This window comes from Psychrobacter sp. CX10 (assembly GCF_057621575.2).
The window spans coordinates 2,910,279-2,934,044 of the sequence record NZ_CM177736.1 but is presented as its reverse complement, the minus strand read 5'-3'; the positions used below and the strand labels follow the sequence as shown (position 1 = coordinate 2,934,044).

The following is a 23,766-nucleotide window of genomic DNA, read 5'->3' as shown; positions in this document are numbered from 1 at the left end:
ATAAATCTTTCAATATGTAGTTTTGATATTTGTCTCTTATTAATGGAGCTAAAAAATGTCAAACTACTTTAAATTTTTTATTCCCCGCCATGCTCAGAAAGCCGATAAATCCAAGTTACTCAAGTCTGTCATAAGACTTATAGACAGTGATGAGGACGCATCTGACTATCTAATTAAACTCAGGATAGAGGTTAGCAATTGCAAGTTGGAATCAGCCTATCAACAGGCAACAAAACGTGCTGCTCACAATTTAAAACTTATTGAGAATATAGAACATCATAAAATTAAAGTTAATGAATTAATTAAATTAAAAGCAAATAATAGACCCATAATAGAAGCCACCAAACAACTTGATATTGATTCAATTACCTTCAATGGTATTCCCTTCTCTAAAGCGCCAATAGATATTCTTAAACGGTTAAACTTTCTTGATATGATAGTTTCAAAACATCATATATTTGATGGGGGTTGTCGTACTGACTTTCATCGTCGCCGTGCAATTCGATTTTTTTGCTCAGAATATGACTCTATATCTTCTGCCTTTAAAAGACAAGATGCTAAACACGTTTTAAAATTTCTTACTGAAACCCTGTGTTGTCTTAAACTAATAAAAGCCTCTTCTCAAGAAAACTTACCTAACTTAAGAGGATATGTTCGTTTTATATATGCACTAGAGGAAGCGCTAACTGAATACAACCAATCTAAAGAAAAAAAAGAGCTTAGCTTTCGGCGTGCAAGTTTAGTTATGGCTAAACCCATAGCTTTTCCTAGCTGGACTACAAAGTCTCCTTGTGACTGTATTGATAACTCCGTTAATAACAACAGTTTGATACAAAACTCTCCTCTACAACAACTTAAGGCTGTACAAGCTTATGGCCGAAAATTGAAAGAGGCACGTAAAAATTGTAAAAATAATAAGGCAGAGAAGAACTGTGAATGTTTGTGCGATGACTGCTGTGTCCCTCAAAACCCGTGTAACACTCATTTAAAGTCTTATGTAATGGATTTAATGGTGGTTCGAGAGACACCTATCAATTACGAACCGGGTGAAATTGCGCATATACAAAATATAATGAAAGGAGAAACGGTACAACGAACCCACGAAGTTATTAAGGAGAATGAATTTAGCTCTGAAACTGAGACCACTTCTACTCGTGATCAAGAAACCGAATTTACTCAATCCGATCGTTTTGAATTGCAAGAAGCGGTTGAAAAAACGGTTAAACAAGATTTATCAGTCAAAGCCGGTATAACCGCAAGTGGAAGTTATGGGCCAGCTGGCAGCTATACTGCAACAGCAAATGTAGCTTATGAACGTTCAACTTCTGATGCCAAAGAGACAGCGCGCAGTTATGCCAAGGAAACAACCGAAAGATCTTTAATGCGGCTTCAAGAGAGTACTAGAAACCTTACCACAAGTAGAGAGCTGCAAAGAATTACTGAATCCAATCTTCATCAGTTTGATGGTGGAGATGAGCATGTTATAGGTCAGTACTTTTGGGTGAATAAACGTACTGCTTCACAAGTAATGAATTGGGGAAAACGGATCATGTACGAATTTGTTATCCCTGAACCTGCACGTTTATATAAATCATTAAAACATAGCAGTAACAAACCTGAACTTGGGAACATACCACCACCCTTAGATGCTGATTTTAAAATTCAAGATATCTCCAGAGACCCAAACGACCCTTTATATTATTTAAATTTACAAAAGAAATATGGCATTGATAGTTTACCTAATCCTCCTGAAATTGAAATTGTAGATCATTTTGATTTTACAGTTGCTGTTCATAGAGCAGCATCAATAAACATGGGAACGATACCTGAGGGGTATAAGCTACGTAGTGCAGAAATAGATTTTTGGGGTACAGATAGATGTATGTTGTTTTTCGCCGGTCATCACTGGATGAGTGGGTATAATAATCTTAGTCAAAGAGTCAACATAATTCCTCCTACAGATGGGGTACTTACCGGTACAGTTACCAACTTTCATGATGAAAATGAACACTTCAACAAAACTATTGATGCAGGGGGTGCTGGCAGGATTATATGTGAATTGTTGCCAGAAACTGAGAACCTATGGAAGCAAGAAGTGTATTCGGCTATTTTACAAAAAGTTGATGCTAGCAAGAATGCCTATAACGATGCACTACTCTCAGCAAAAGAAAACGTTATAAATCCTCATTATGGCCGTAATCCATTTTTAAATCGTGAAACTGAAAGAACACAGCTTTGGCAACAAATAGTCAGCATGCTATCAGGCCAGCATTTTGATAAATTTATAGCTATGAATGAAAAGGTTCAGCCTTGTGGGTATCCACAACTTGATATTCAAAGAGCTAAAGAAGAAGGAGCGTTTATTCAGTTTTTTGAGCAAGTATTTGATGTGCAACAAATGATGTACCTTTTTTATCCTTACTTTTGGAGCAAAAAGTGTGCATGGTCCGATCAGTTTGAACAAGATAGTGGCGATGCGCTGTTTGATAAATTTCTAGCTTCTGGCGCTGCTCGCGTTACCATACCAGTACGCCCAGGGATGGAGAATCTAGCTATTCACTATGAGCAGTATGGTGAGATTTGGATGAGTGAAGGTGAGCCAGATTACAACCCAGAATCGCAGCACTTTTTAGCAATGCATGAAGAGATTAAAAGCCGTTCAGGTAACTTCCAACAAGATCGCCCTGGGTTATTAGATATTGACTTCGATTATAACGATCAGCTGGGCAATCAAGTTCAAGACAGTTTAGGAAATTCAGACGGTCAAAATAAAACTAAAGTTCTCATCCATGGTACTGACTTTTGGTGGGATTGGGATGATTCTTCTAGTTATGCTGGTGCTGTTGATGACCTAAAGATTGAAGCAGACATTGATAGAGAGATTATTATTGCAAGGAAATCTTATCGAATTGTTGATATTCGTATTGATGATGGGAGCTACAATAGTCAAGTTCATGTTCCCAGCAACTCCGCACAACAAAATGACTTAGAATTTATTAAATCCATACGTTGGATAGTTACTTTAGAACGTGACATTGAAGAGCCCTATTGTAACAACCAAATAACTACCCTAAGTAACTTAAAATATGCAGTTGGGGCAGTTTATATAGGTGCAGAATGGGAAAATGTTATTCCCACCAACCAGGTTTGGCTACGGCCACAAGGTGATGACGGGTATTCAAACTGTTTACCCTGTATTCCCGTGAGGTGCTAGATGAGCTACAACCTTCTAAAAGATCGAGCAATTTATAATGATGTTTATAAAAAACAGCCTCATTCACTGTATCAAGACAATAAGTTTTCACCCACAAACAAACAGTGGCCAACTAAAACACCGGGACTACCGCAATATGTTTGTGTGATATCCCTATCTATTAAAACTTTGGGCTATGATCAACTTTTTCCACGAAGTTACAGTGGTCGATATAAAACAGACTTTGAACAAACTAATTTTGTAAATTTTATGGTGACTATGTCTGATGGATTCAAATCTATACTACATGAATCAGACTGGCATGATTTAGTAATAAAAACTAAAAAAGAGCACTTGCTTGATAAAAATCTGAAATTGTTTTATCAAAAAGGTTTAGATAAGACCCCACTCAAAATGAAATATCCAGTTCATGGAGAACAAAACAAAACTGTAAATATTATACAACTTCGTTATAAGCCTAATTTACAAGTCGGTAATCAGGATTTGCATCTAAAAACAACTCAAAATACTACAATCGAGGTGTCTAAAAACCCTGAGAGTTTTATATCACGAAGGAAAGTAGTTGCATTTAGACGATCAATATCTTCAATAGGTAAATTGTCCAAACCCACTTTTGAAGATGGTTCAAAAGGAGAGTATTATCAAATTATCAACGGAAATAGCGAACATATCATTACTCCAAAATATATGACACTAATTGAGCAGGTCTATAGACAATTAAAGTTTGAAGATGTTTTAGAGGGGATAATAGGAGACAAACCTCAAGATAATAATTCAAGTAAATTGGCATTGTTGCTTAACCGTTTACTAAATTTTTATAAACCCATCAGAGTTTATGATCAGCTTAAAGCTGCAAACAACTCATCTTATTCCAGTCCTTATAAAACCAGTAAAGTATATACAGACAAGGATTATGGCAGTACTAATAAGCCTGGGCAGGCTATCAGCTATCCATTAACTTTTAATGTAACGGATGTTGAGCAATGGAGTTACCTATATAAAAAAGATAAGATTAGACACCATAGCCAACCAAAGTCTAATGGCATTCATGTATTTGATGACATTAATGAAATTGTCAGACCCTTAATCAACTTAAATTACATAATGGATGGCTCAATTTTTCCAAATCAGCTTGCAAACTCAATGAATAAAGATGCGGCCAAACGTTCATTAATTGAGATAGCTAAAACACTAAATTCAGCCTTACACTTAGACCCAACTATTGGAGTAGCAATCATAGGTCATACTGATTGTATTGCAAGATTTGATTACAACCTCAAATTATCTAAGGATCGAGCTACCTCTATTAGAAAGTTTTTGGCTTCTTTAAAAGATAGTGAATTAGATAATTTTGAAAACCTACTTGCCAAAGAAATCAGAACCAAAGTGTTAGGCGCTGGAATGCTAGATTGTAGAGAGTGTTGGGACGACGATAGTCGAAGAAAAGTTAGGGACACTGGCACTCATGCAGAAGAAGACTGCCGAAAAATAACTTTCGAGTTTTACTTATTAGGGGCTGTCTAGAATAATACATATTTTTTAGAAGTTTTTTGGAGACTAATAAAAAAGCACCAGTAAAGTTACTGGCGCTTTTTAAACTAATTACCGTAAGCGTTTTTTCTGAATTTTACCTAAACTTTAAACTCTAAGGTAAAACTAATTTATCCTTAATAAAAATTAGTCGAAGTAAATCATTAATATACTAATAACGAGTTACTAAGGCTACTGGTAGATCATCACCCATAATTTCTTGTGGGATAAAGACAACTTTACCACCATTATGCATCACGTGTTCAATAATTACACTCAAAGCATCATCGGTTACGCCTTCACCAGCAGGATCGTCCGCAAGGGTTAGAGTCTGAGCTTTCTCGTCAATTTTAGCAGGTTGCATGTAGCCTTTACGTAAATATAGCGTCTCACCAGCACCTTGGAAGGCAGAACGGTAAACTTCTTGCAAATCTGTTACCAGCATATCAGCGCCGCGGGCTTTATCAATCTCACCCAGTGCTTCTTCATGTAGTGAGGTACGATAGGCTTCAACGGCTTCTTGGACCCCGTCAATAATGTGCTGCGCACTACCGTCTTCAAGCTTAGTTACGTTTGATACTGAACCAATGATGTTCTCAGGACGGTCACACACTTCTTTATAATAACTAATATTGCGTGTGTCACCTACCAATACTAAAGGCATCTGATGCTCGCCCCAAAGCTCCTGAACACTTTTGTCAACGCGGTTGAAATATTCTCTACGCGCACTGTCTTCATTATTAGAAGAGCGATCAGAACCCCCATCACCTGTCTTATATAGACTATTGTTTTCGATAGGAAACGCAATATTGACCATATTTTGTTGTTCAGGAGAGTGTTCATCAAACTCTTTAACCACACGGCTGTTTGCTGCTTCAATTAAGCGTGTCTGATCCCGACCAAGAACAACAGTATAGTAATGAACTGAGCTTGCCATATCACGAACTAAATCACGAGTCGCAAAATGCTCATCAATAATAACACGCTCTTTTGCATCAAAAGGAAGACGCAGCACTTTCACATCATCAACACTTGCGAAAATAGCTAAGGTATCTAAATTATAGTTATGATCTAGTTCATCTGTCTTGGCATGAATCTTTTCTAAAATAGTGCTCGCTACATGCTTATCATATTCAGTAGTGATGCGCTCTTCAGCAACTTTTAATTGATTTTTTAGGGCAATATGGTCTTGCTCATTATTAGGATACGTACGATGAGTTTTAACAAAGATACTAACTGCTGGATTTGCAGTTGTTTCACGTAAACTTTTCAATGTCGCTTTCATAGAATAATCCTTTGTTATAGTTGATTTATAGGTATTAAAACACTAACTTTATTATTAAATATTGATCGTTAATTATTAATATAATAAGTTTAATTTAAGATCAAAAATCAGTCATTAAAAATGCAATAACCTTTTTTCTGTTTTATTTTATTATTATCGATACTCTTACATAGCATTATTAAATCAATTAAAATTTATTTGATTTAATAGTTAATTGAGTAGCTAATTAAAATCGAGTAGCTAATTAACTCAGCTCAAATATGACTCTATCAATGAGTCTCTCCCCTTGCTATATAACGATTGTAAACAATTTTGGCACTATGTCGGTTCTTGTCATGGTTATGTAACTAATATAATTCGTTAATTAGGCGTTAGCTATTTTATGAAACCAAACACAGTATTAAACGGCTAATTGACTCTCAATAGCTATTTCACATGACTTGCAATAATTAGAGACAGACACAATAGTTATAGATACCCTTTTAATTTATTTCTTAACATATTAAGTATGGCTATAATCGGTATGACTATAATTTTGAAACTGTTGTGCTTTTAACAAGCTATCTGCAAAGTCTTATATAAAAAACACGTATATAAAAAAACTTTATAAATCGAAAATTAAAATAAATCAAATTCAATGTGATGGACTCCAATATGCAAACCACTTTTCAATCTACAGAGATAGACCCAAAGTTAAACTTAGTCGACTTTAACAACGTCACGCCAGAACAACTAAAGACTCAAATACAACAAGCAATCGAATCTGGTAATGCCTTTTTGGACAACCTAGACCATGAAGCTGAGTTTCACAAAACTAAGCCTCATGCACAAAAGTCTAGTGTGCAACCTCAGCCTGCCAAGCAAGCTTTAGATGACATTATAGAATTTGATCATATTGGCTTAAGCTTAGATCGTAGTTGGGGTGTTTTATCCCATATTAATAGCGTAATGAGTAACGAAGACATTCGCGAAGTACACCATGAAATGCTGCCTTTACTATCTGCTTTTAGTACTCGTGTGGGTCAGAACAAACCTCTTTATGAGCGCTATCAAACCATTAAGCATGATAAAGAGCTATTTGACAGCTTAGACGATGCGCGCAAACGTGCCATTGAATTGGCTATACAAAGTTTTGAATTATCAGGCGTCGCTTTAGAAGCTGATAAACAAAGTGACTATGCAGACATTCAAAGTAAACTTTCTACTTTATCAGCTAAGTTCTCAGATAATATTTTAGATGCTACCCAAGCCTATGCGCTGCCTTTAACTAAGGAGCAGCTAACTGGGTTAACCGAAAGTGGTCTGGCCATGTTGCAAGCGGCTGGGGATCAATATAAAACCAAAAACCCTGACTCCGAACAGGCTCAAAACGATGAGCCCCTTTTTGTGGCGACATTAGATATTCCTGTTTATTTGGCAGTAATGACCCATGCAGACGATCGTGAGCTGCGTCAGACCTTATATAAAGCCTATGTAACGCGTGCCTCTGAATTTGATAAGCATCAAAACAACAAAGGTGAGTCATTAGATAACAGTCAAGTTATGGCGGACATCATGGCCTTACGCGCTCAAAAATCCGAGCTGTTAGGTTATGACAATTATGCAGAAGTGTCGCTATCTCGCAAAATGGCAGATAGCCCCTCTCAAGTTGAACGCTTCTTACGTGATTTGGCCAAAAAGGCTGAACCTGCTGCCAAACGCGACTTACAGCAACTTCAAGAAGAAGCTGCCACTCAAGGTATTGATGAGATTCAACCTTGGGATACCGCCTATTTGGCCGAAAAGGTGAAACAAGCCAAATTTAAACTGTCTCAAGAAGAGATTCGTCCTTACTTCCCACTGCCTAAAGTGATTGAGGGTTTATTCGATATCGTTAATAAGCTATTTGGTATCCGAGCGGTCGAAATGTCTGACAAAGTCGCTTTGTGGCATGAAGACGTTCGTTTTTATCAATTATTTGATACCAATGAAGAGGGTAAAGAGCACCTTATAGGCGGTTTTTACTTCGACCTATATGCGCGTAGCGGCAAACGGGGCGGCGCATGGATGAGTGGTTTCCAAGCTCGTTATGAGTACGCTGGCACGAATGACGCCTATTCGCAGCTGCCTGTATGCTTTATGGTCGGTAACTTTACGCCGCCTACAGCAGATAAACCTAGCTTACTGACCCATAATGAAGTATTGACCTTATTCCATGAGTTTGGTCATGGACTACATCATTTGTTAACTGAAGTTAGCGTAGGAGATGTGGCAGGGGTTAATGGCGTTGAATGGGACGCCGTTGAGCTACCCAGTCAATTCTTAGAGAACTGGGCTTGGGATTCAGAAGGCATTAACCTAATCAGTGCTCATGTGGATAGTGGTGAGCCACTGCCGAAAGACAAGCTTGAGGCTTTATTGGCTGCCAAAAACTTCCAAAGCGGTATGCAAACGTTACGTCAAATTGAGTTCGCTTTGTTTGACTTACTCATTCATGCCAAGACACCTGCCCTTGATTATCAGGGCATCTTAGCTACTTTAGATCAAGTACGAGAAGATGTTGCCGTTATGGATACGCCTAATTATAACCGATTTGCAAATGGCTTTAGTCATATCTTTGCGGGTGGTTATGCAGCAGGCTATTATTCTTATAAATGGGCAGAACTGCTATCGGCCGATGCGTTCAGCCGCTTTGAGGAAGAAGGCGTATTTAACGCAGACACTGGTCAATCTTTCCTTGACAATATCTTAGCCGTCGGCGGTAGCTTACCGGCTAAAACCAATTTTGAAAACTTTAGAGGTCGTGAAGCCAGTATTGACGCCCTACTGCGTCATGGTGGTTTTATAGATGACAACGGCGAGGTGGCCTAAAATGCGTTATCAGTCTAATCGTCCTAAACGTCAGTTTTTAGCAGGCGTAGCTTGTCCAAAATGTCAGACGATGGATGTTGTGGTTCAGGTTCAAATCTTTGAGCCTAAGCTCGATGAATACATCGAATGTACTCAATGTAGTCATATCGAGCGCCGTCCTGATCCAGATGAGATTGCCGAGAAAAACAGCTTAGCCAATGATGCGATGTCTACAGGCACGTCGGGTAAGGTGAAGTTTTTAGAATAGGCTATTAAGTAGGTTTTCGGCTATAAGAACAAAAAAGGGCGTTCAGCCCTTTTTTTGTGGGCGACTATCTTACGTAAGATAAATATTGAAAAGAAAAAAAAGAAAAAGACTAGCCTCCACATCGGAGCATTTTAGAGAGGGAGAAATATGCGAGTCATGGGTAGTCTACTTTGCATGGCGTTACTCGGTGCTCGTCCCTCGCACAAAAACAAAAGCTTAAACTTTTTCCACATATTGTTTTCGTAATCTAAGCTTTGAGCCTATCGTACTAATTAAAAAGAATAGCCTTGAATAATGTAGGTATGGATTTAGCTGGTAACATTTGATTAATAGGTAAGGCTTTTTTGTTGCATAAACTCATTGATAATTACTAGTTTTTTTATTCAATATCCCTTAAGATATTTATAAATAATCCTAAATATTTATTAATTGTAAACTTAATCATGTCAAAAAAGAAGATTCATAGCTCTATAAAAAAGACCCTTGGTTTTAATGAAAATATGTCTGACAAGGAATTTAAAGCTGCTTGGAAAAGAAAGACAAGTCAAGTTTGCAAACCTTGCTGGGAATTGAAGTATTGTCCTTATGGACCATTTGTTGAGCAATCACCTTTAGTTGGAGCTACGAAAGATGAAGCTATAAGACACAATGAGTATTTGAAAAATTGTCTTGAAACCAATCTAATTGGTTCAGTAATTGACTTAACACAAGAGCAACTTGAGGAAAAAAAGGAACAGCTCCATATACTAAAAGAACATCCGTATTTACTATTGCCAGAAATTTACAGGGAATTAAGTGATGAGGAAGTAATAAAAGAAGGTGTTGAGAAGAATTTGAAATTATTTGAATTATATCAAACCCCATATGACAACTTTGAAACTTATCGAGTTCCTTTCCCTCTAGACGAGAGTGAAGAAGAACATAGAAAAAAACTTCTTGACGAAGTTATGGAAATTGAAATCACACCTGACCTGCAAAAAAGAATTGATAAAAAAATTAAAGAATTAGAAATTGCTTTAACAATGGGAAAAGATGATTTAAGAAGAGAATTAGATCCAATAAGAAAACAATATTTTGAAGATTCTATAAAAGATTTCAATCCTGAGGAATATCCTGAATTTATTCCAAAAGAGGTTGAAGAAATGTCATGCAATATTTTCGGACATATTTGTCCTGTAGTATTTGTCGGAGAATCTATCACAGAAACAAGTGAGAAAAGAAGAAGAGGCAGATATATTTCATTTAAGACAAAAATTCGTGTTGTAAGAAGGGACAACCATACTTGTCAAGAATGTTCCAAACATTTAAGAGACGATGAAGTTGAGTTTGACCATATTATACCTGTGTCAAAAGGAGGAAGTTCCGAAGAGCATAATATCCGTCTAACTTGTTATGATTGTAATCGTGACAAAACTGACAAAATTAAATTATAAAAACTGTGTGCAACAATGGCCATAAGTTATTACTTGTTTCGCCTATTTCTTTAAATTCTTTAAAATTTAAAGGTTATTAACTATCGAAGCTAAACTTTGTTTTATAACAAGAATTATTGATAGTTGAGTATCACTGCAAAACATCTGCGCTACTCTAAACCCACTATTACCCCTAAAACATAACCTTACGACTCATGTTGCCCAACCCGATTCACTATATCATCCTTAAAGTACATATCTAAGATATCTAGATCTATGTTAGCAAACCCAGGCATAAACCCCAGTACATACCCTATATGATTATCGCCATAGTTATAAAATCGTCTCCTTACAGCGCAACCCCCTCCTGCTTTGTTTTACCGACTAATAACTCACTTATAAGAATAATGAATAGTGGGTCAATACTCATGTTTGGTTATAACCAATGTTGTAAAACTTAAGCTGCAAAATTTATCGTTACGAAGCTGAATAAATTGATCAGAACAAAGTTTTATTATGGTGACTGATCTAGAAACGGTTGTGAGTCATTACATTCGAGCTACATTACAGGTTGATATCGATTAACGTTTCTACATTTTTAGCGACGTAGCGCGTAGGTTAGTGGAGGAACGACACCCATCGGTTTTAATTCATAATGTGTTGGGTCTCGTTGCCTCGACACCAACCTACCAATCGTTTTTAAGTTAAGTATTAATTTTAGGTTATTTTGGTGGTCTAACGGTTTCATTAAGAGTTCAGTTAAACTTCTAAACATGAATTTAAATACAGCTACAGTAACGTTAGCGCTAATACAAGGGATTTTAATATGTGGGTTTCGCAGGGTTACACCCACGCTACGATTGCTTTAGATAATTTTGAAAAAACTTTTAAGCAAATAAACTTATTTGAATAAATGCCAGCTACTAAAATAGTCTACAAGTTCCAGTAGGGTGCGCCCCGCGCACCATTTAGTTTATTCAATGCAATAGGTGTGCATGGCGACACCATACAACTTCAGATTATGAATAAGATTTATCAAAAAATTAGATGCACTATGCCCTAACAAGGCTTATTAGCCTCGATTGCAGCGGATATACTTGGTGTAGCACTAGGTTGATGCGATTGCTTTAAACCGTTATCGCGGTAGCAGGAACGGGTTAAAGCTTAGCGAATCACCTAGTGTAAGCCAAGATAGTAGCGAAAAGCGAGACCAGCTACCACTTATAAACTTTAAACACAAAAAAATGCTCCCAAATGGGAGCATTTTTTGTGTTAATCGATAAGTCAGACAGTCTTATCAAAAGTCTAATGAGCGAGGCAAACTTGTGACAGTACTACGCATCGTAGGCTAAGCAAGCTTAACAACGCTAATCAGATATTTTGGTAGGACTATGCGTCTTGCTCAACGCCTTTCATGGTCAGTTTAATACGGCCACGGTTATCAACGTCTTGTACCAATACGTTGATTTCTTGACCTTCGCTTAGGTAGTCAGAGACATTCTCAACGCGCTCTTCAGCGATTTGAGAGATATGAACCAATCCATCTGTACCGGGTAATACGGTGACAAATGCACCGAAGTCCACAACACGAGCAACCGTACCTTTGTACACTTTACCAACTTCGACTTCTGCTGTGAGCGCTTCAATCTGACGGATGGCTTCTTTGGTGGCTGCTTTGTTTTCACCGAAGATGCGAATGGTGCCGCTGTCATCGATGTCAATTACCGCGCCTGTGTCTTCGGTTAGCTGACGAATCGTTGCGCCGCCTTTACCAATTACGTCACGGATTTTGTCAGCTTTAACTTCGATAACCGCATAGTTTGGTGCATGTGCATTGATTTCAGTACGGCTAGCTGGCAATACTTCATTCATAGCGTTCAAGATATGGATACGACCTGCATGGGCTTGCTCTAGCGCTTTTTCCATGATATCTGGCGTGATACCTTCAATTTTAATGTCCATTTGAAGGGCAGTGATACCATCTTTTGAACCCGCTACTTTAAAGTCCATGTCACCTAAGTGATCCTCGTCACCTAAGATATCTGATAAGACGGCAAAACGCTCACCTTCTTTCACAAGACCCATCGCGATACCTGCTACTGGTGCTTTCATCGGTACGCCGGCATCCATTAATGCAAGACTTGCACCACATACTGACGCCATAGACGATGACCCGTTAGATTCAGTAATCTCTGATACGACACGGATAACGTATGGGAAGCGGTCGCTATCAGGTAGCATGGCTTGTACACCACGGCGAGCCAGACGGCCATGACCGATTTCACGGCGCTTTGGCACACCCTCACGGCCTGTCTCGCCCACTGAGAAATGTGGGAAGTTGTAATGCAGCATAAAGTGATCTTGAATTGTACCCGCTAATGAGTCAATTAGATTCACATCACGTGTGTTACCTAGTGTCGTGGTCACTAATGCTTGAGTTTCGCCGCGAGTAAACAAGGCTGAACCGTGCGTATATGGCAAGACACCCACTTGTATATCAAGGGCACGTACAGTATCTAGATCACGGCCATCGATACGCGGTTTGCCAGATAGAATCGCATCACGAACGGTACGGTACTTAAGATCGTTATAAATGTCTTTGATTTTGGCTTCGTTATCAGCAAACTCTTCTGATTCAGGATCACCCGCTAACGCCTCTATCGCCGATGCTTTGATCTCATCAAGCTTTTCGTAACGATCTTGCTTATCGCTGATTGAATACGCCTCAGCAACTTGCTCGCCAAACTGCGAGGTAACTTTGTCTTTTAGGTCAGCATCAAGTTGTGGTGATTCGAATTCTTGTTTTTCTGTACCCACTGCTTTGGCAAGTTCAATGATGTTATCAATAACGATTTGTTGCTGCTCATGGCCGTATAATACCGCGCCGAGCATTTGGTCTTCTGACAATTCAGCAGCTTCTGATTCAACCATTAATACCGCTGATTTGGTACCCGCAACGATTAGGTCAAGATCACTTTTTTGCAGCGCTTCAATCGATGGGTTAAGCACATATTCGCCATCGATAAAGCCTACGCGTGCACCGCCGATAGGGCCATTAAATGGTGCGTCAGATATAGCTAAAGCGGCAGAGGCACCAATCATGGCTGCGATGTCTGCATAGTGCTTTTTGTCACTTGAAACAACTGTTGCGGTGATTTGAACTTCGTTCACATAGCCCTCAGGGAATAGAGGACGAATTGGACGGTCAATAAGACGTGATGTTAATGTTTCAAACTCTGTAGGACGGCCTTCGCGCTTACCGTAGGCACCTGGTATTTTACCGGCAGCATACATTTTTTCTTGATAGTTTACAGTCAGTGGAAAGAAGTTTTGACCGGCTTTGGCATCGCTTTTTACCACAGCAGCAACCAATACAGACACTCCGCCCATATGGACTAAGATTGAATTTGCTTGACGTGCAACGCGTCCAGTTTCGATAACAACCTGTTCATTGCCATACTGAAACTCGCGTGAAATTGTATTAAACATCGACATTTAATTTTCCTATTTTTATTAATTACTAATTTAATTGGGTGTTATAGCCTTATGAGGGTATTTAACAGCCTCTAACGTTTAAGTTATCAAGTTTAAACTGCTAATGTAAACGTTAGAAGCCTGTCGTCCTCATAGACCGTTGTATATTTTACAGATATTTATCAGAGTTGACCAATTTAAGTCAGTCTATAGATATGGATTTTTAGATATAGTCAAAGAAATCTAAAATGATTACAAGCCAACCGAGTGCAAGTACTACTATAGTAGGGCGAGCGAGGTTAACACCGTAACCGTTTAGTATTTCGCTGACTATATTTAGCTTTAATAATTGTAAACGCTTATAAAACTCTGAACATTAACTGCAGATTCAATATTTAGATACAAGATCCATATACAAACTATAGCTACGAAAAAAGATACAAAAAGAAGATACAAAAAAAACGGCGTGAATAATTCACACCGTTTTTTTTAAAGGCATGAGCGTATTGATTTTGATAAATACCTCAACGATACTCATAATAGATATCGTATTGAGGTTATATCGAAAATTAACGACGCAAGCCTAATTCACTAATAAGTGAGGCATAACGTGATAAATCCTTACCTTTTAGATAGTCTAAAAGTTTACGACGCTGGTTTACCATACGGATTAGACCGCGGCGGCTGTGATGATCACCTTTATGCGCTTTGAAATGATTCTGTAAATCATTGATACGTGCCGTTAATAGGGCAACTTGCACTTCTGGTGAACCTGTATCGCCAGGGGCACGTTGGTATTGGGCAACAATCTGTTGACGGTCAGTATTAGTTAACATAGCTTTCTCCTGCAATGCATACAAAATAAAGTCTGTTTCATTGGGGACATCCCTGCATTACTAGAGATGACCTAAAAAAACGACTAGGTAAGCCTCTTATTATAACAAAAAAACTACTCCTATGTGAGTAGTTTTTTCCTAGATATATGGCTTAATTAATGAATATAGGAATGATGATAAATTCTTCAAGGTTTATTTATCTGAAACACCATCTTGTGTCGCATGGCCACCCAGTGCGTCATCATCTAATGCCGCAGTGGATGCTTCTGCTAGGCTATCAGGAATCTGCTCATCCATAGGCTTATCGATAGGTTCGTTCTGCACTTTTTCTAATTCTTCTTTACTAACTTTGTTATTACTCATAGATTAATCCCTTGTACTAGATTAGTTAAACCAATTTATCATGTAGCTTTAATACAGGTAGTTCTAAATATTTATCTAAAATAGATGTATTGAATACTTATAAAACAAAACTTGTATAAATATAATATTTATACAAGTTTCTTTAATATTTTATTTTTTATGTTCTTTTTCAAGATTTTCAGCAAAGCCTTCAGCCGCTTCTTCAGGACTTTTATCTTTGTTGTGCCCTAGGTTACCTTCTACTTGGTTTTTCAAACCAGTTAGTTCTGCGTCTGGTTGCTGTTGTTCATATTTCTTATCGTTTGGCATAATTTTAATCCTTATAGTTATGAATAGTTATGATTTAAAAATCTAACTTCGTATTATTAATTATTATTGGCTTAATGCCTGATCGATTGCATTCGCAAAAGCTTCAATATCATCAGGATTTCTTGAAGTAATAATGTTATCTGATTTTTGTACTTGTTTATCAACAAATGTACCACCAGCATTTTAAATATCAGTTTCGAGAGATTGATAAGCAGTTAGCGTTCTATCTTTAGCCAACCCTGCGTTAATTAATAACCACGGGGCATGACAAATAGCAGCAACAACTTTTCCGGAGTTAAATAGCGTTTTAACAAAGTTTTGCGCCTGCTCGTTACCGCGAATAGTATCAGCATTGACCGTACCACCGGGTAAGACCACCGCATCATAATCCTCTGGACTTGGATCTTTGAGAAATAAATCAGCGATATAAATATCGGCCTTATCAACGTCGCCTTCCATTGACTGGACTTGTTTGTCATCGCTAGAAGTAATTAGAACCGTTTTATAGCCTTTGTCTTCAAGCAATTTATTTACTTGAGCGTATTCAGACTTCTCAAAATATGAATGCAATAAAAAAGCAATTGATTTACTCATTGGTCTGTCTCCATACAAATCATGTTTTTATATTTATTGTAGGCTTAGAGTTATATTAGGCAAATCGCGCTGATTACTACAGGCTGATCACTGATGTTAAAAATTGATATTTATCAACCATATAATCAGTTTAGATAGTATTTATAGTTATTAGTTCTAGATAATATTTATAAAGACTTGAAGAGCTACTTAAATAGCTGCTTAAATATATTTTTTTATAAGTTTATTATTGTTATATACGTTCATATTATTTTTATAATTATTATCTATAAAATCTTATAGTTATATTTTTTGATTTATAATCAGTTAATTTTTTTATTTATATTTATAATCTTACTTGGTGTGTATTAGCTAAGTAAGATTGATTTGATATAGATTATATATTTTTAATTAATTATGATCTTAATAGTAGCGAGAATTAGCGTATTTCTATAGGGGTAAGTTGCAAGCGAATGTATGAGAATGTGACTTGTGTTTAGCGATAGTAAATTTTAGTTGTAATAACATGAACATATGATACGCAGATATAAGACACGCATGAACGTTTTTTTATTACTATCTTGTTAAAATATCAGCTTGTTAGGATATGAGTAAATAGGATTGAGATGACGACAAACAAGATTATCGTTGTATCATTTTTTTAGGCTGTAAACGACCATTTTGCTCTAGCTGACCAAGACCTAAAAAATTATTAGCCGTATCAAAGAGCCTAATATCAACGGTTTGTGTTTCTAAAGGGCTATCACTTAATTTATTTTGTATATAAGCTGCTAGCGTGGTATCGATGGCGGGTGAGACATTTAACCGCTGACCCATATGTAAACGAGCGCACTCACTGTCTGAGACAATAAGTTTGGGTACATTTGGTATACACACATCAATGCTTAATAGCTGAGCCAGTCTTTGCGGGTGATCAAGCGCTTCTAACTTCGTCAGTGTGATCGCATCCTTAATATTAAAATGACCGACTTGGGTACGGTGTAACGCCACCAAATGCCCTAGAGTATTCAACGCTGTGGCAATATCTTCGCCAAGCACACGCACATAAGTACCCTTTGAGCAGCAAACGTTCAATACAAGTTCATCTTGACTATCGCCAAAGGCTAAGGTCAGCTCATCAATAGTAATAGGCCGAGCGTCACGTTCGACTTCGATACCAGCTCGGGCATATTCGTATAGTTTTTTACCTTGCTTTTTTAGTGCTGAATACATCGGCGGTATTTGCTTAATATCCCCTGTAAACTGACGGGCTACCTTCTCAAGATCCTGTACAGAGAGTTCAGGTATGGTCTTTTTAGCAATCACCTGCCCTTCGGCGTCCCCTGTGTCTGTCTGTTCTCCAAGTTTAACCACCGCTTGATACGATTTATAAGCATCCAATTGATAATGACTAAATTTGGTAGCTTCACCTAAGCAAACAGGAAGAAGCCCTGTCGCCATCGGGTCGAGTGTGCCTGTATGTCCTGCCTTCTTACTATTATACTCTGGTGACTTGAGTAGATATTTTACTTTTGACACGACTTGCTGAGACGTTAGTCCTTGTGGCTTATCTATCAGTACTACGCCAGATACTCGTATCTTGTCAGATAATTGAGTTTTGTTGCTGTTTGTCATATTTATCTACTCAAAAAGCAATACTATTTATAAACCAAGAGTATTTATAAACCAATAGTATTTTACAGTTAACATATACCGTTCAACACGTTTATTTTAATCGTACTGCTTGTCTTTAATCGAGCTTCTTATTTTAATGAGGCTAATCGTTTTAATCGTGCTGATGGTCATCATCTGATTCAGATGAGGTTTGTTCAGTTTTGGTCACTGCTTTATTGATTAAATCCATCATGTAATTACCGCGAGCGGTGACTTCGTCATAATGGAATCTAAGACGTGGCGTAGTACGGGTTTTTAGACTATGACTTAATTCTGTACGCAAGAATCCTGCTGCTTTATTTAAGACTTTTAGACTCTCTTCATGGCTATATTTACTCATCGCATCATTAAGCTCAGGCTCCATGATAGTTACATAAACATCGGCGTAGCCCAAGTCTGGACTGACTTTAACACTAGATATGGTCACAAATCCGGTTAGACGTGGATCATTGACGTCATCGCGAATAAGCACAGCAAGTTCTCGCTGAATTTGGTCACCCAATCTTTGCATTCTTTGGTTCATGAGTTCGTTCCTTAAAGCTATAAGCGTTAGTTTGAATATAAACGTTAGTTTAAACTAGGGGTGTAAGAATGATAGTGGTTGTCAAATGGTACTTGTTAAACATAATAAGCGTTGCAAACCGAGCTTTAATCAGCAATTCGTCGTCCACTTTTAATGGGTACAGCGAATACTCCAGTAAAAGACAATTCTATATAGCCTAAAATCTATATAGCCTCAAACTCCTCAACTACTCGCAAACTATACAATACCACTAACACTAATCATTAATCATTAATCATTAATCGTAAAAATAATAGCTTTCTGATAAACAACCTATCTATGTCAAACGCGCTTAACCTACTACTTGAGCGTTTGCACTCATTTTTCTCGATATGTTAATTCTCAGATTTGGCATAACAAAATAATGTTTAAAAAGATAATAAAAAAAGACCTAACAGGATGACCTGATAGGTCTTTATAACCTATTTAAATATATTAGATAGTACGCTGAATCTCTTGAATCTCAAAGACTTCAATCTTATCGCCTACTTCTACATCGTAGCCACGTACTGCCAAGCCACATTCAATACCAGCGCGTACTTCGTTCACGTCGTCTTTATATCGACGTAATGATTGAAGCTGACCGGTAAACACAACTTTGTCATCACGTAGTACACGAATAGACTTGTTGCGATATATAGTACCTTCAACAACCATACACCCTGCTGCTGCGCCAAACTTACTAGAGCGGAATACTTCACGTACCTCAGCAATACCCAAGATTTTCTCGCGATGTTCTGGGGATAGCATACCGCTCATCGCCGCTTTCACATCATCGATTAAACCATAGATTACGCTGTAGTAGCGAATATCAATACCAGCTTCATCAGCTTTACGTTTTGCAGCGCTGTCTGCACGTACGTTGAATCCTAATAGTACCGCTTCGCTAGATTCAGCTAATGTGATATCAGATTCAGCGATTGGGCCTACCCCTGAACTAATCACACGTACTTTAACTTCGTCGGTAGATAGCTCATTTAAGGCGGCAAGTAGGGCTTCAAGCGTACCGCGCACATCGGTTTTAAGAATGATGTTTAAGAAAGACAAGTCATCTTGTCCCATTTGCTCAAACATACTCTCTAAGCGCATTTTATTCTGACGTTCTAGCTGCTCTTCACGCTCACGATTGGCTCTAAACTCAGCAACTTCTCGTGCTTTCTTCTCATCTGAGACCACTAAGAACTCGCTACCTGCGGCAGGCGTATCTGGAAGACCTAGGATTTCTACTGGAATAGAAGGTCCTGCAGATTTAACACGCTCGCCATTTTCATCAATCATGGCGCGTACTTTACCGTAATACTCACCGGCTAGAACAAGATCACCTTGATTCAAGGTACCCTTCTTAACTAGGATACTAGCAACAGGGCCACGACCTTTTTCTAAACGAGACTCAATGACCACACCTTGAGCTGCACCATCTGTAGGCGCTTCAAGCTCCATAAGCTCAGCTTGAAGATTAATTAGCTCAAGTAGCTCATCAATACCTTCACCTGTTTTGGCTGAAATTTTAGCCACTGGCGTATCACCGCCCCACGCTTCGGTAACCACTTCTTTGGTGGTTAACTCGTTAAGTACACGATCAGGATCGGCAGAATCTTTATCCATTTTGTTGATAGCAACAATAATTGGAGTGCCTGATGCTCGTGCATGATCGATAGCCTCTTCGGTTTGCGGCATCATGCCATCGTCAGCAGCCACAACTAGAATGACAATATCAGTCGCTTGAGCACCACGTGAACGCATGGCGGTAAATGCCGCATGCCCTGGCGTGTCTAAGAAGGTAATCAAACCACGATCAGTTGTGACATGATAAGCACCAACATGCTGGGTTATACCACCGGCTTCGCCAGTCGCTACCTTGGTTTCGCGGATCTTATCAAGTAAGGATGTTTTGCCATGATCAACGTGACCCATAATAGTAACTACTGGGGGACGTGTCTGAACATTACCACGACGTTCTTCAACCGCTTCTTGTAAGTCATCTTCCACTTTAGTATCACTAACTGGAACAGGGTTATGACCCATCTCTTCCACAATTAAACTTGCCGTTGCTTGATCAATCTCATCGTCTGCGCCGACAATTTCGCCCATTTTCATAAGCAGTTTTGTCACTTCACGCGCTTTAACCGCCATACGCTGTGCAAGATCAGAAACCATTATTTGCTCTGGAATCTCAACATCATGTACAATCTTTTCAACAGGTTTTTCAAATTTATGCTGAGCAGATTGACTTGATTTTAAGCCATGCTTACGGTTACGAATTTCACGCTCTTCTTGACCTTTACGGCGGCGGCCACGTGTGGCAGTACTAGAAGAACCGCGCTTGATTTCACGGCGTTCTTTTTCAAACGACTCTTCAAGTGCTTCTCCAACCAGACCTTCAGCCAAAGGCTCATCTTTACGAACCTCAGCAACTGGCTCTTTATCACTATATTTACCTGCCATTTTACGCATTTGCTCAAGCGTCTTTTTCTGAGCTTCTTCAGCTTGCTTGCGGCGAGTTTCAGCTTCAATCTTACGCAAGCGTTCTTCTTCGGCTTCACGAGCTTCGCGTTCTTTACGCTCGGCTTTTGTTTCAACTTTAGGCTTAGTAGGTGCAGTCTTCTTCTTAGGCGCTTCATCTTTCTTAGCTTGTGCTTCCGCTTTACTGCCTTTTTTGACGACAACCGTAGAGACTTCATCATTAGATTCTTTCGATGATGAGCCACCTCCTAAGTTTGCACGCATTGCTGCCAGAGTCGCCGCTTGACGTTCTTCAGCTTCCTTTTTAGCCTGCGCACGTTTCTTAGCTTCTTCAGCTGCACGCTCTTGTGCAACTTTAGCCGCTTCTTCACGCTTTTTAGCTTCTTCAGCAATTTTTACTGGATCAGGTTTATCAAATACTTTTTTCTTACGCACTTCAACATTTACGCTTTTAGATTTACCAGAAGATCCAGTAACGCGCGCAGTACTTGTCGTCTTAGATTTTAGACTGATACGACGTTTGTCCTGTTGCCCATGCGATTGCTTTAAGTAGGCTACCAGCTGTTCTTGCTCACGCTCGGTGACCACGTCATCCTCGCCACGAGCAGGCAGCCCAGCATCAACCAGTTGCTTTTGTAGCGTACTGACTTTTTTGCTTACCATGTCTGCTAATTCTTTGACGGTCTTATCTGCCATTTATAGTCACCTATTAATTATTCTTCATTAAACCAAGATTCACGTGCTTTCATGATGAGCTCACCTGCCGTCTTTTCATCAAGACCTTCAATGTCTTCAAGATCAAATACAGCTTGTTCGGCTAAGTCATCAACCGTGATAATGTCACGTTGCGCCATTTTATAAGCCCAATCAGTGGTCATGCCTTCCATCGCTAGCAATTCATCACTTGGCTCTTTCATATTTTGCTGTTTTACAAGCTCATCAGCAATCACGACGTCTTTTGCACGTTCTTGAATCATTTCAATAGATTCGTCGTCAAGTCCTTCGATGTCATAGAATGTCTCGACAGGAACATAAGCAACCTCTTCAATACTGGTAAAGCCTACATCCACTAATGCTTGCGCTAAATCTTCATCAACTTCAAGTCGATTATAAAACAAATCTAAATACGCTTTAGTTTCGTTTTGCTGTCGCTCAAGGTATTCTTCCTCAAGCATCATATTTAATTTATATCCAGTTAGCTCAGAAGCTAAACGAACGTTTTGGCCTTGAGCACCAATTGCACGGGCTAACTGATCATTTGCAGTAAAGATAATATCTGCAGTTTTTGCATCTTCATCTAAAATAATACTGCTAACATCAGCTGGCTCTAGCGCACTAATAATATATTGTGCAGGGTCATCTGACCATACGATAACGTCAATACGCTCACCATCAAGTTCAGATTGTACGGCTTGAATACGGGTACCGCGCATACCGATACAAGCACCGACTGGGTCGATACGATGGTCATTAGTTTTGACAGAAATCTTAGCCCGGACACCCGGCTGACGCGCCACATCACGAATTTCAATAATTTGCTCGTTAATCTCAGGTACTTCTTTATTCATCAGTGCAGTTAGCATCTCTGGGCTAGCACGAGATAACAATAACTGCGCACCGCGATTATCACGGTTGACGTGGTACAAAATAGCATTAACCCGTGACTTAGGACGTAGTTGCTCACGTGGCAACATTTGATCACGAGATAGATAACCTTCAGCATTATCTCCTAAATCAATGATATAGCCATCGCGCGTTTGTTTTTTAACTTCGCCGTACATCATCTCGCCAATTCTAGGCTCAAAAGCATCAGCGGTCAATGCACGCTCTGCCTCACGAATTTTTTGAATGATAACTTGCTTCGCTTGTGTCGCTGCAATACGACCAAAATCAATCGACTCAATCTGCTCTTCTTTTACATCACCGATTGACCATTCGTCTTGATCAAGATCAGTTATTGCTAATTGGCACGCAGGCATCTCATGATCTTCATCTGCCACAACCGTCCAATAACGATACGTATCATAATCACCAGTGTCACGATTAATTTCAACACGTACGGTAACTTCTGGCTGATCTGTATATACTTTTTTCTTGGTTGAAACCACTAACGCCTCTTCGATAGCTTCGAAGATATCTTCAGGGTTTAGCCCTTTTTCGTTACTGACAGTTTCAACGACTGTTAAAATTTCTCGACTCATTAGACACCTATACTTGCATACTTAAATATAAAAGCAGCAGAAATTAATTAATTGTATTTTATCGTAGGCTTAATAGCTTTGATGTTTAAATTTATTACAGTGTTTACATATATGACTATCTAAATTTGCTAATTCAATAAACTGTTATACTTCCTGATAGATCAAATTAGCTTTATCGATATTATCAAGCGCGATATCAAACTGCTCACCATCAGCAGTGACTATAGATAGCTGAGTGTCATCAAGCTTTTCAAGTTTACCCGTTGCTTTACGGCGTTTTGTATCTCCTTCACCGATCGCTCGAATTAAACGCAAACTTATAGTCTGCCCTACATAATCTGCCATCTGTTCAGGAGAAAAGAAGGGACGATCGAGACCCGGTGAGGACACTTCTAATACATATTCGCCAGCAATTGGGTCATGTACTTCTAAAATACCACTTACTTGATGGTTAACTGCTGCACAGTTTTCAATGGTTACTTGCTTGTCTTGAGCTTTATCTTCTGGTAAAGCTTCGATATAAATACGCAATAAAGACCGCCCACCTTGAGGCAAAAACTCCACACCCCAAAGCGCCACATCGCAAGCTGCTACTGCAGATGCTATAAGATCTGTTAATTGGGTAACTTTATTTGATAATTTCATAAATGATATATTTATTCCATAGATAAAAGTATCTATTATAAATTCACAATATGAAAATTGAGCAGTTTAAAAATAACAGATACAAAAAAACCCACAAACAATAATGGTGGGTAAAATAAAAGATAAGA

The 23,766-nt window shown here is 38.6% G+C and carries 15 protein-coding genes and 1 pseudogene; 5 read left to right on the top strand and 11 right to left on the bottom strand.

Translation table 11 applies throughout. The annotated features are described in order from the left end of the window. Window positions 1-55 precede the first annotated feature (55 nt). Window positions 56-3,214 carry a hypothetical protein gene (locus AC21OH_RS11885; protein WP_487370172.1) on the top strand — a complete coding sequence of 1,053 codons (3,159 nt, stop codon included), beginning with the start codon at window positions 56-58 and terminating at the stop codon, window positions 3,212-3,214. Continuing rightward, window positions 3,215-4,738 (top strand): OmpA family protein, encoded by a 1,524-nt coding sequence (locus AC21OH_RS11880; RefSeq protein WP_487370173.1) that lies wholly within the window; start codon window positions 3,215-3,217, stop codon window positions 4,736-4,738. It begins immediately after the preceding gene. Between the two features lie 178 nt (window positions 4,739-4,916). Here the strand turns inward: AC21OH_RS11880 and AC21OH_RS11875 are convergent, their stop codons facing one another. Further along, window positions 4,917-6,029, bottom strand: coding sequence for an AOC03_06830 family ribosome hibernation factor (locus AC21OH_RS11875; RefSeq protein WP_487370174.1), 1,113 nt, complete (start codon window positions 6,027-6,029; stop codon window positions 4,917-4,919). 654 nt (window positions 6,030-6,683) lie between these two features. Here AC21OH_RS11875 and AC21OH_RS11870 point away from each other — a divergent pair. From AC21OH_RS11870 to AC21OH_RS11860, 3 genes are all read left to right on the top strand, one after another. Next, window positions 6,684-8,879 carry a M3 family metallopeptidase gene (locus AC21OH_RS11870; protein ID WP_487371496.1) on the top strand — a complete coding sequence of 732 codons (2,196 nt, stop codon included), beginning with the start codon at window positions 6,684-6,686 and terminating at the stop codon, window positions 8,877-8,879. A 1-nt stretch (window position 8,880) separates the two neighbouring features. After that, entirely contained in the window at window positions 8,881-9,126 is a 246-nt protein-coding gene (locus tag AC21OH_RS11865) for a YheV family putative metal-binding protein (protein ID WP_487371495.1), read from the top strand. A gap of 443 nt (window positions 9,127-9,569) precedes the next feature. Then, the gene (locus AC21OH_RS11860; RefSeq protein WP_487371494.1) at window positions 9,570-10,559 is read left to right on the top strand and encodes an HNH endonuclease; all 990 of its coding nucleotides are present in this window, start codon (window positions 9,570-9,572) and stop codon (window positions 10,557-10,559) included. 1,368 nt (window positions 10,560-11,927) lie between these two features. Here the strand turns inward: AC21OH_RS11860 and pnp are convergent. The 10 genes and pseudogenes from pnp to rimP all read right to left on the bottom strand — a co-directional run bounded on the left by pnp (window position 11,928) and on the right by rimP (window position 23,638). Next, complete coding sequence (gene pnp, locus AC21OH_RS11855; protein WP_486535124.1) at window positions 11,928-14,033, bottom strand: polyribonucleotide nucleotidyltransferase; 2,106 nt, start codon at window positions 14,031-14,033, stop codon at window positions 11,928-11,930. Window positions 14,034-14,581: 548 nt separating this feature from the next. Further along, window positions 14,582-14,848, bottom strand: coding sequence for a 30S ribosomal protein S15 (gene rpsO, locus AC21OH_RS11850; RefSeq protein WP_486535125.1), 267 nt, complete (start codon window positions 14,846-14,848; stop codon window positions 14,582-14,584). Between the two features lie 192 nt (window positions 14,849-15,040). Further along, window positions 15,041-15,211, bottom strand: coding sequence for a hypothetical protein (locus AC21OH_RS11845; RefSeq protein WP_487371493.1), 171 nt, complete (start codon window positions 15,209-15,211; stop codon window positions 15,041-15,043). A gap of 150 nt (window positions 15,212-15,361) precedes the next feature. Next, window positions 15,362-15,520 (bottom strand): hypothetical protein, encoded by a 159-nt coding sequence (locus AC21OH_RS11840; protein WP_487371492.1) that lies wholly within the window; start codon window positions 15,518-15,520, stop codon window positions 15,362-15,364. 63 nt (window positions 15,521-15,583) lie between these two features. Continuing rightward, window positions 15,584-16,114: pseudogene (locus AC21OH_RS11835) on the bottom strand (type 1 glutamine amidotransferase domain-containing protein). A gap of 621 nt (window positions 16,115-16,735) precedes the next feature. Then, entirely contained in the window at window positions 16,736-17,728 is a 993-nt protein-coding gene (truB, locus tag AC21OH_RS11830; protein ID WP_487369774.1) for a tRNA pseudouridine(55) synthase TruB, read from the bottom strand. Between the two features lie 151 nt (window positions 17,729-17,879). Next, window positions 17,880-18,290, bottom strand: coding sequence for a ribosome-binding factor A (locus tag AC21OH_RS11825; protein WP_487369775.1), 411 nt, complete (start codon window positions 18,288-18,290; stop codon window positions 17,880-17,882). A gap of 474 nt (window positions 18,291-18,764) precedes the next feature. Beyond that, window positions 18,765-21,488, bottom strand: a complete 2,724-nt coding sequence (gene infB / locus AC21OH_RS11820; RefSeq protein WP_487369776.1) for a translation initiation factor IF-2 — start codon at window positions 21,486-21,488, stop codon at window positions 18,765-18,767. 17 nt (window positions 21,489-21,505) lie between these two features. Beyond that, entirely contained in the window at window positions 21,506-22,993 is a 1,488-nt protein-coding gene (gene nusA / locus AC21OH_RS11815; protein WP_486535132.1) for a transcription termination factor NusA, read from the bottom strand. A gap of 144 nt (window positions 22,994-23,137) precedes the next feature. After that, window positions 23,138-23,638: a ribosome maturation factor RimP gene (rimP, locus tag AC21OH_RS11810; protein WP_487369777.1), complete on the bottom strand. Its 501-nt coding sequence runs from the start codon at window positions 23,636-23,638 to the stop codon at window positions 23,138-23,140. Between the last annotated feature and the right edge of the window lie 128 nt (window positions 23,639-23,766).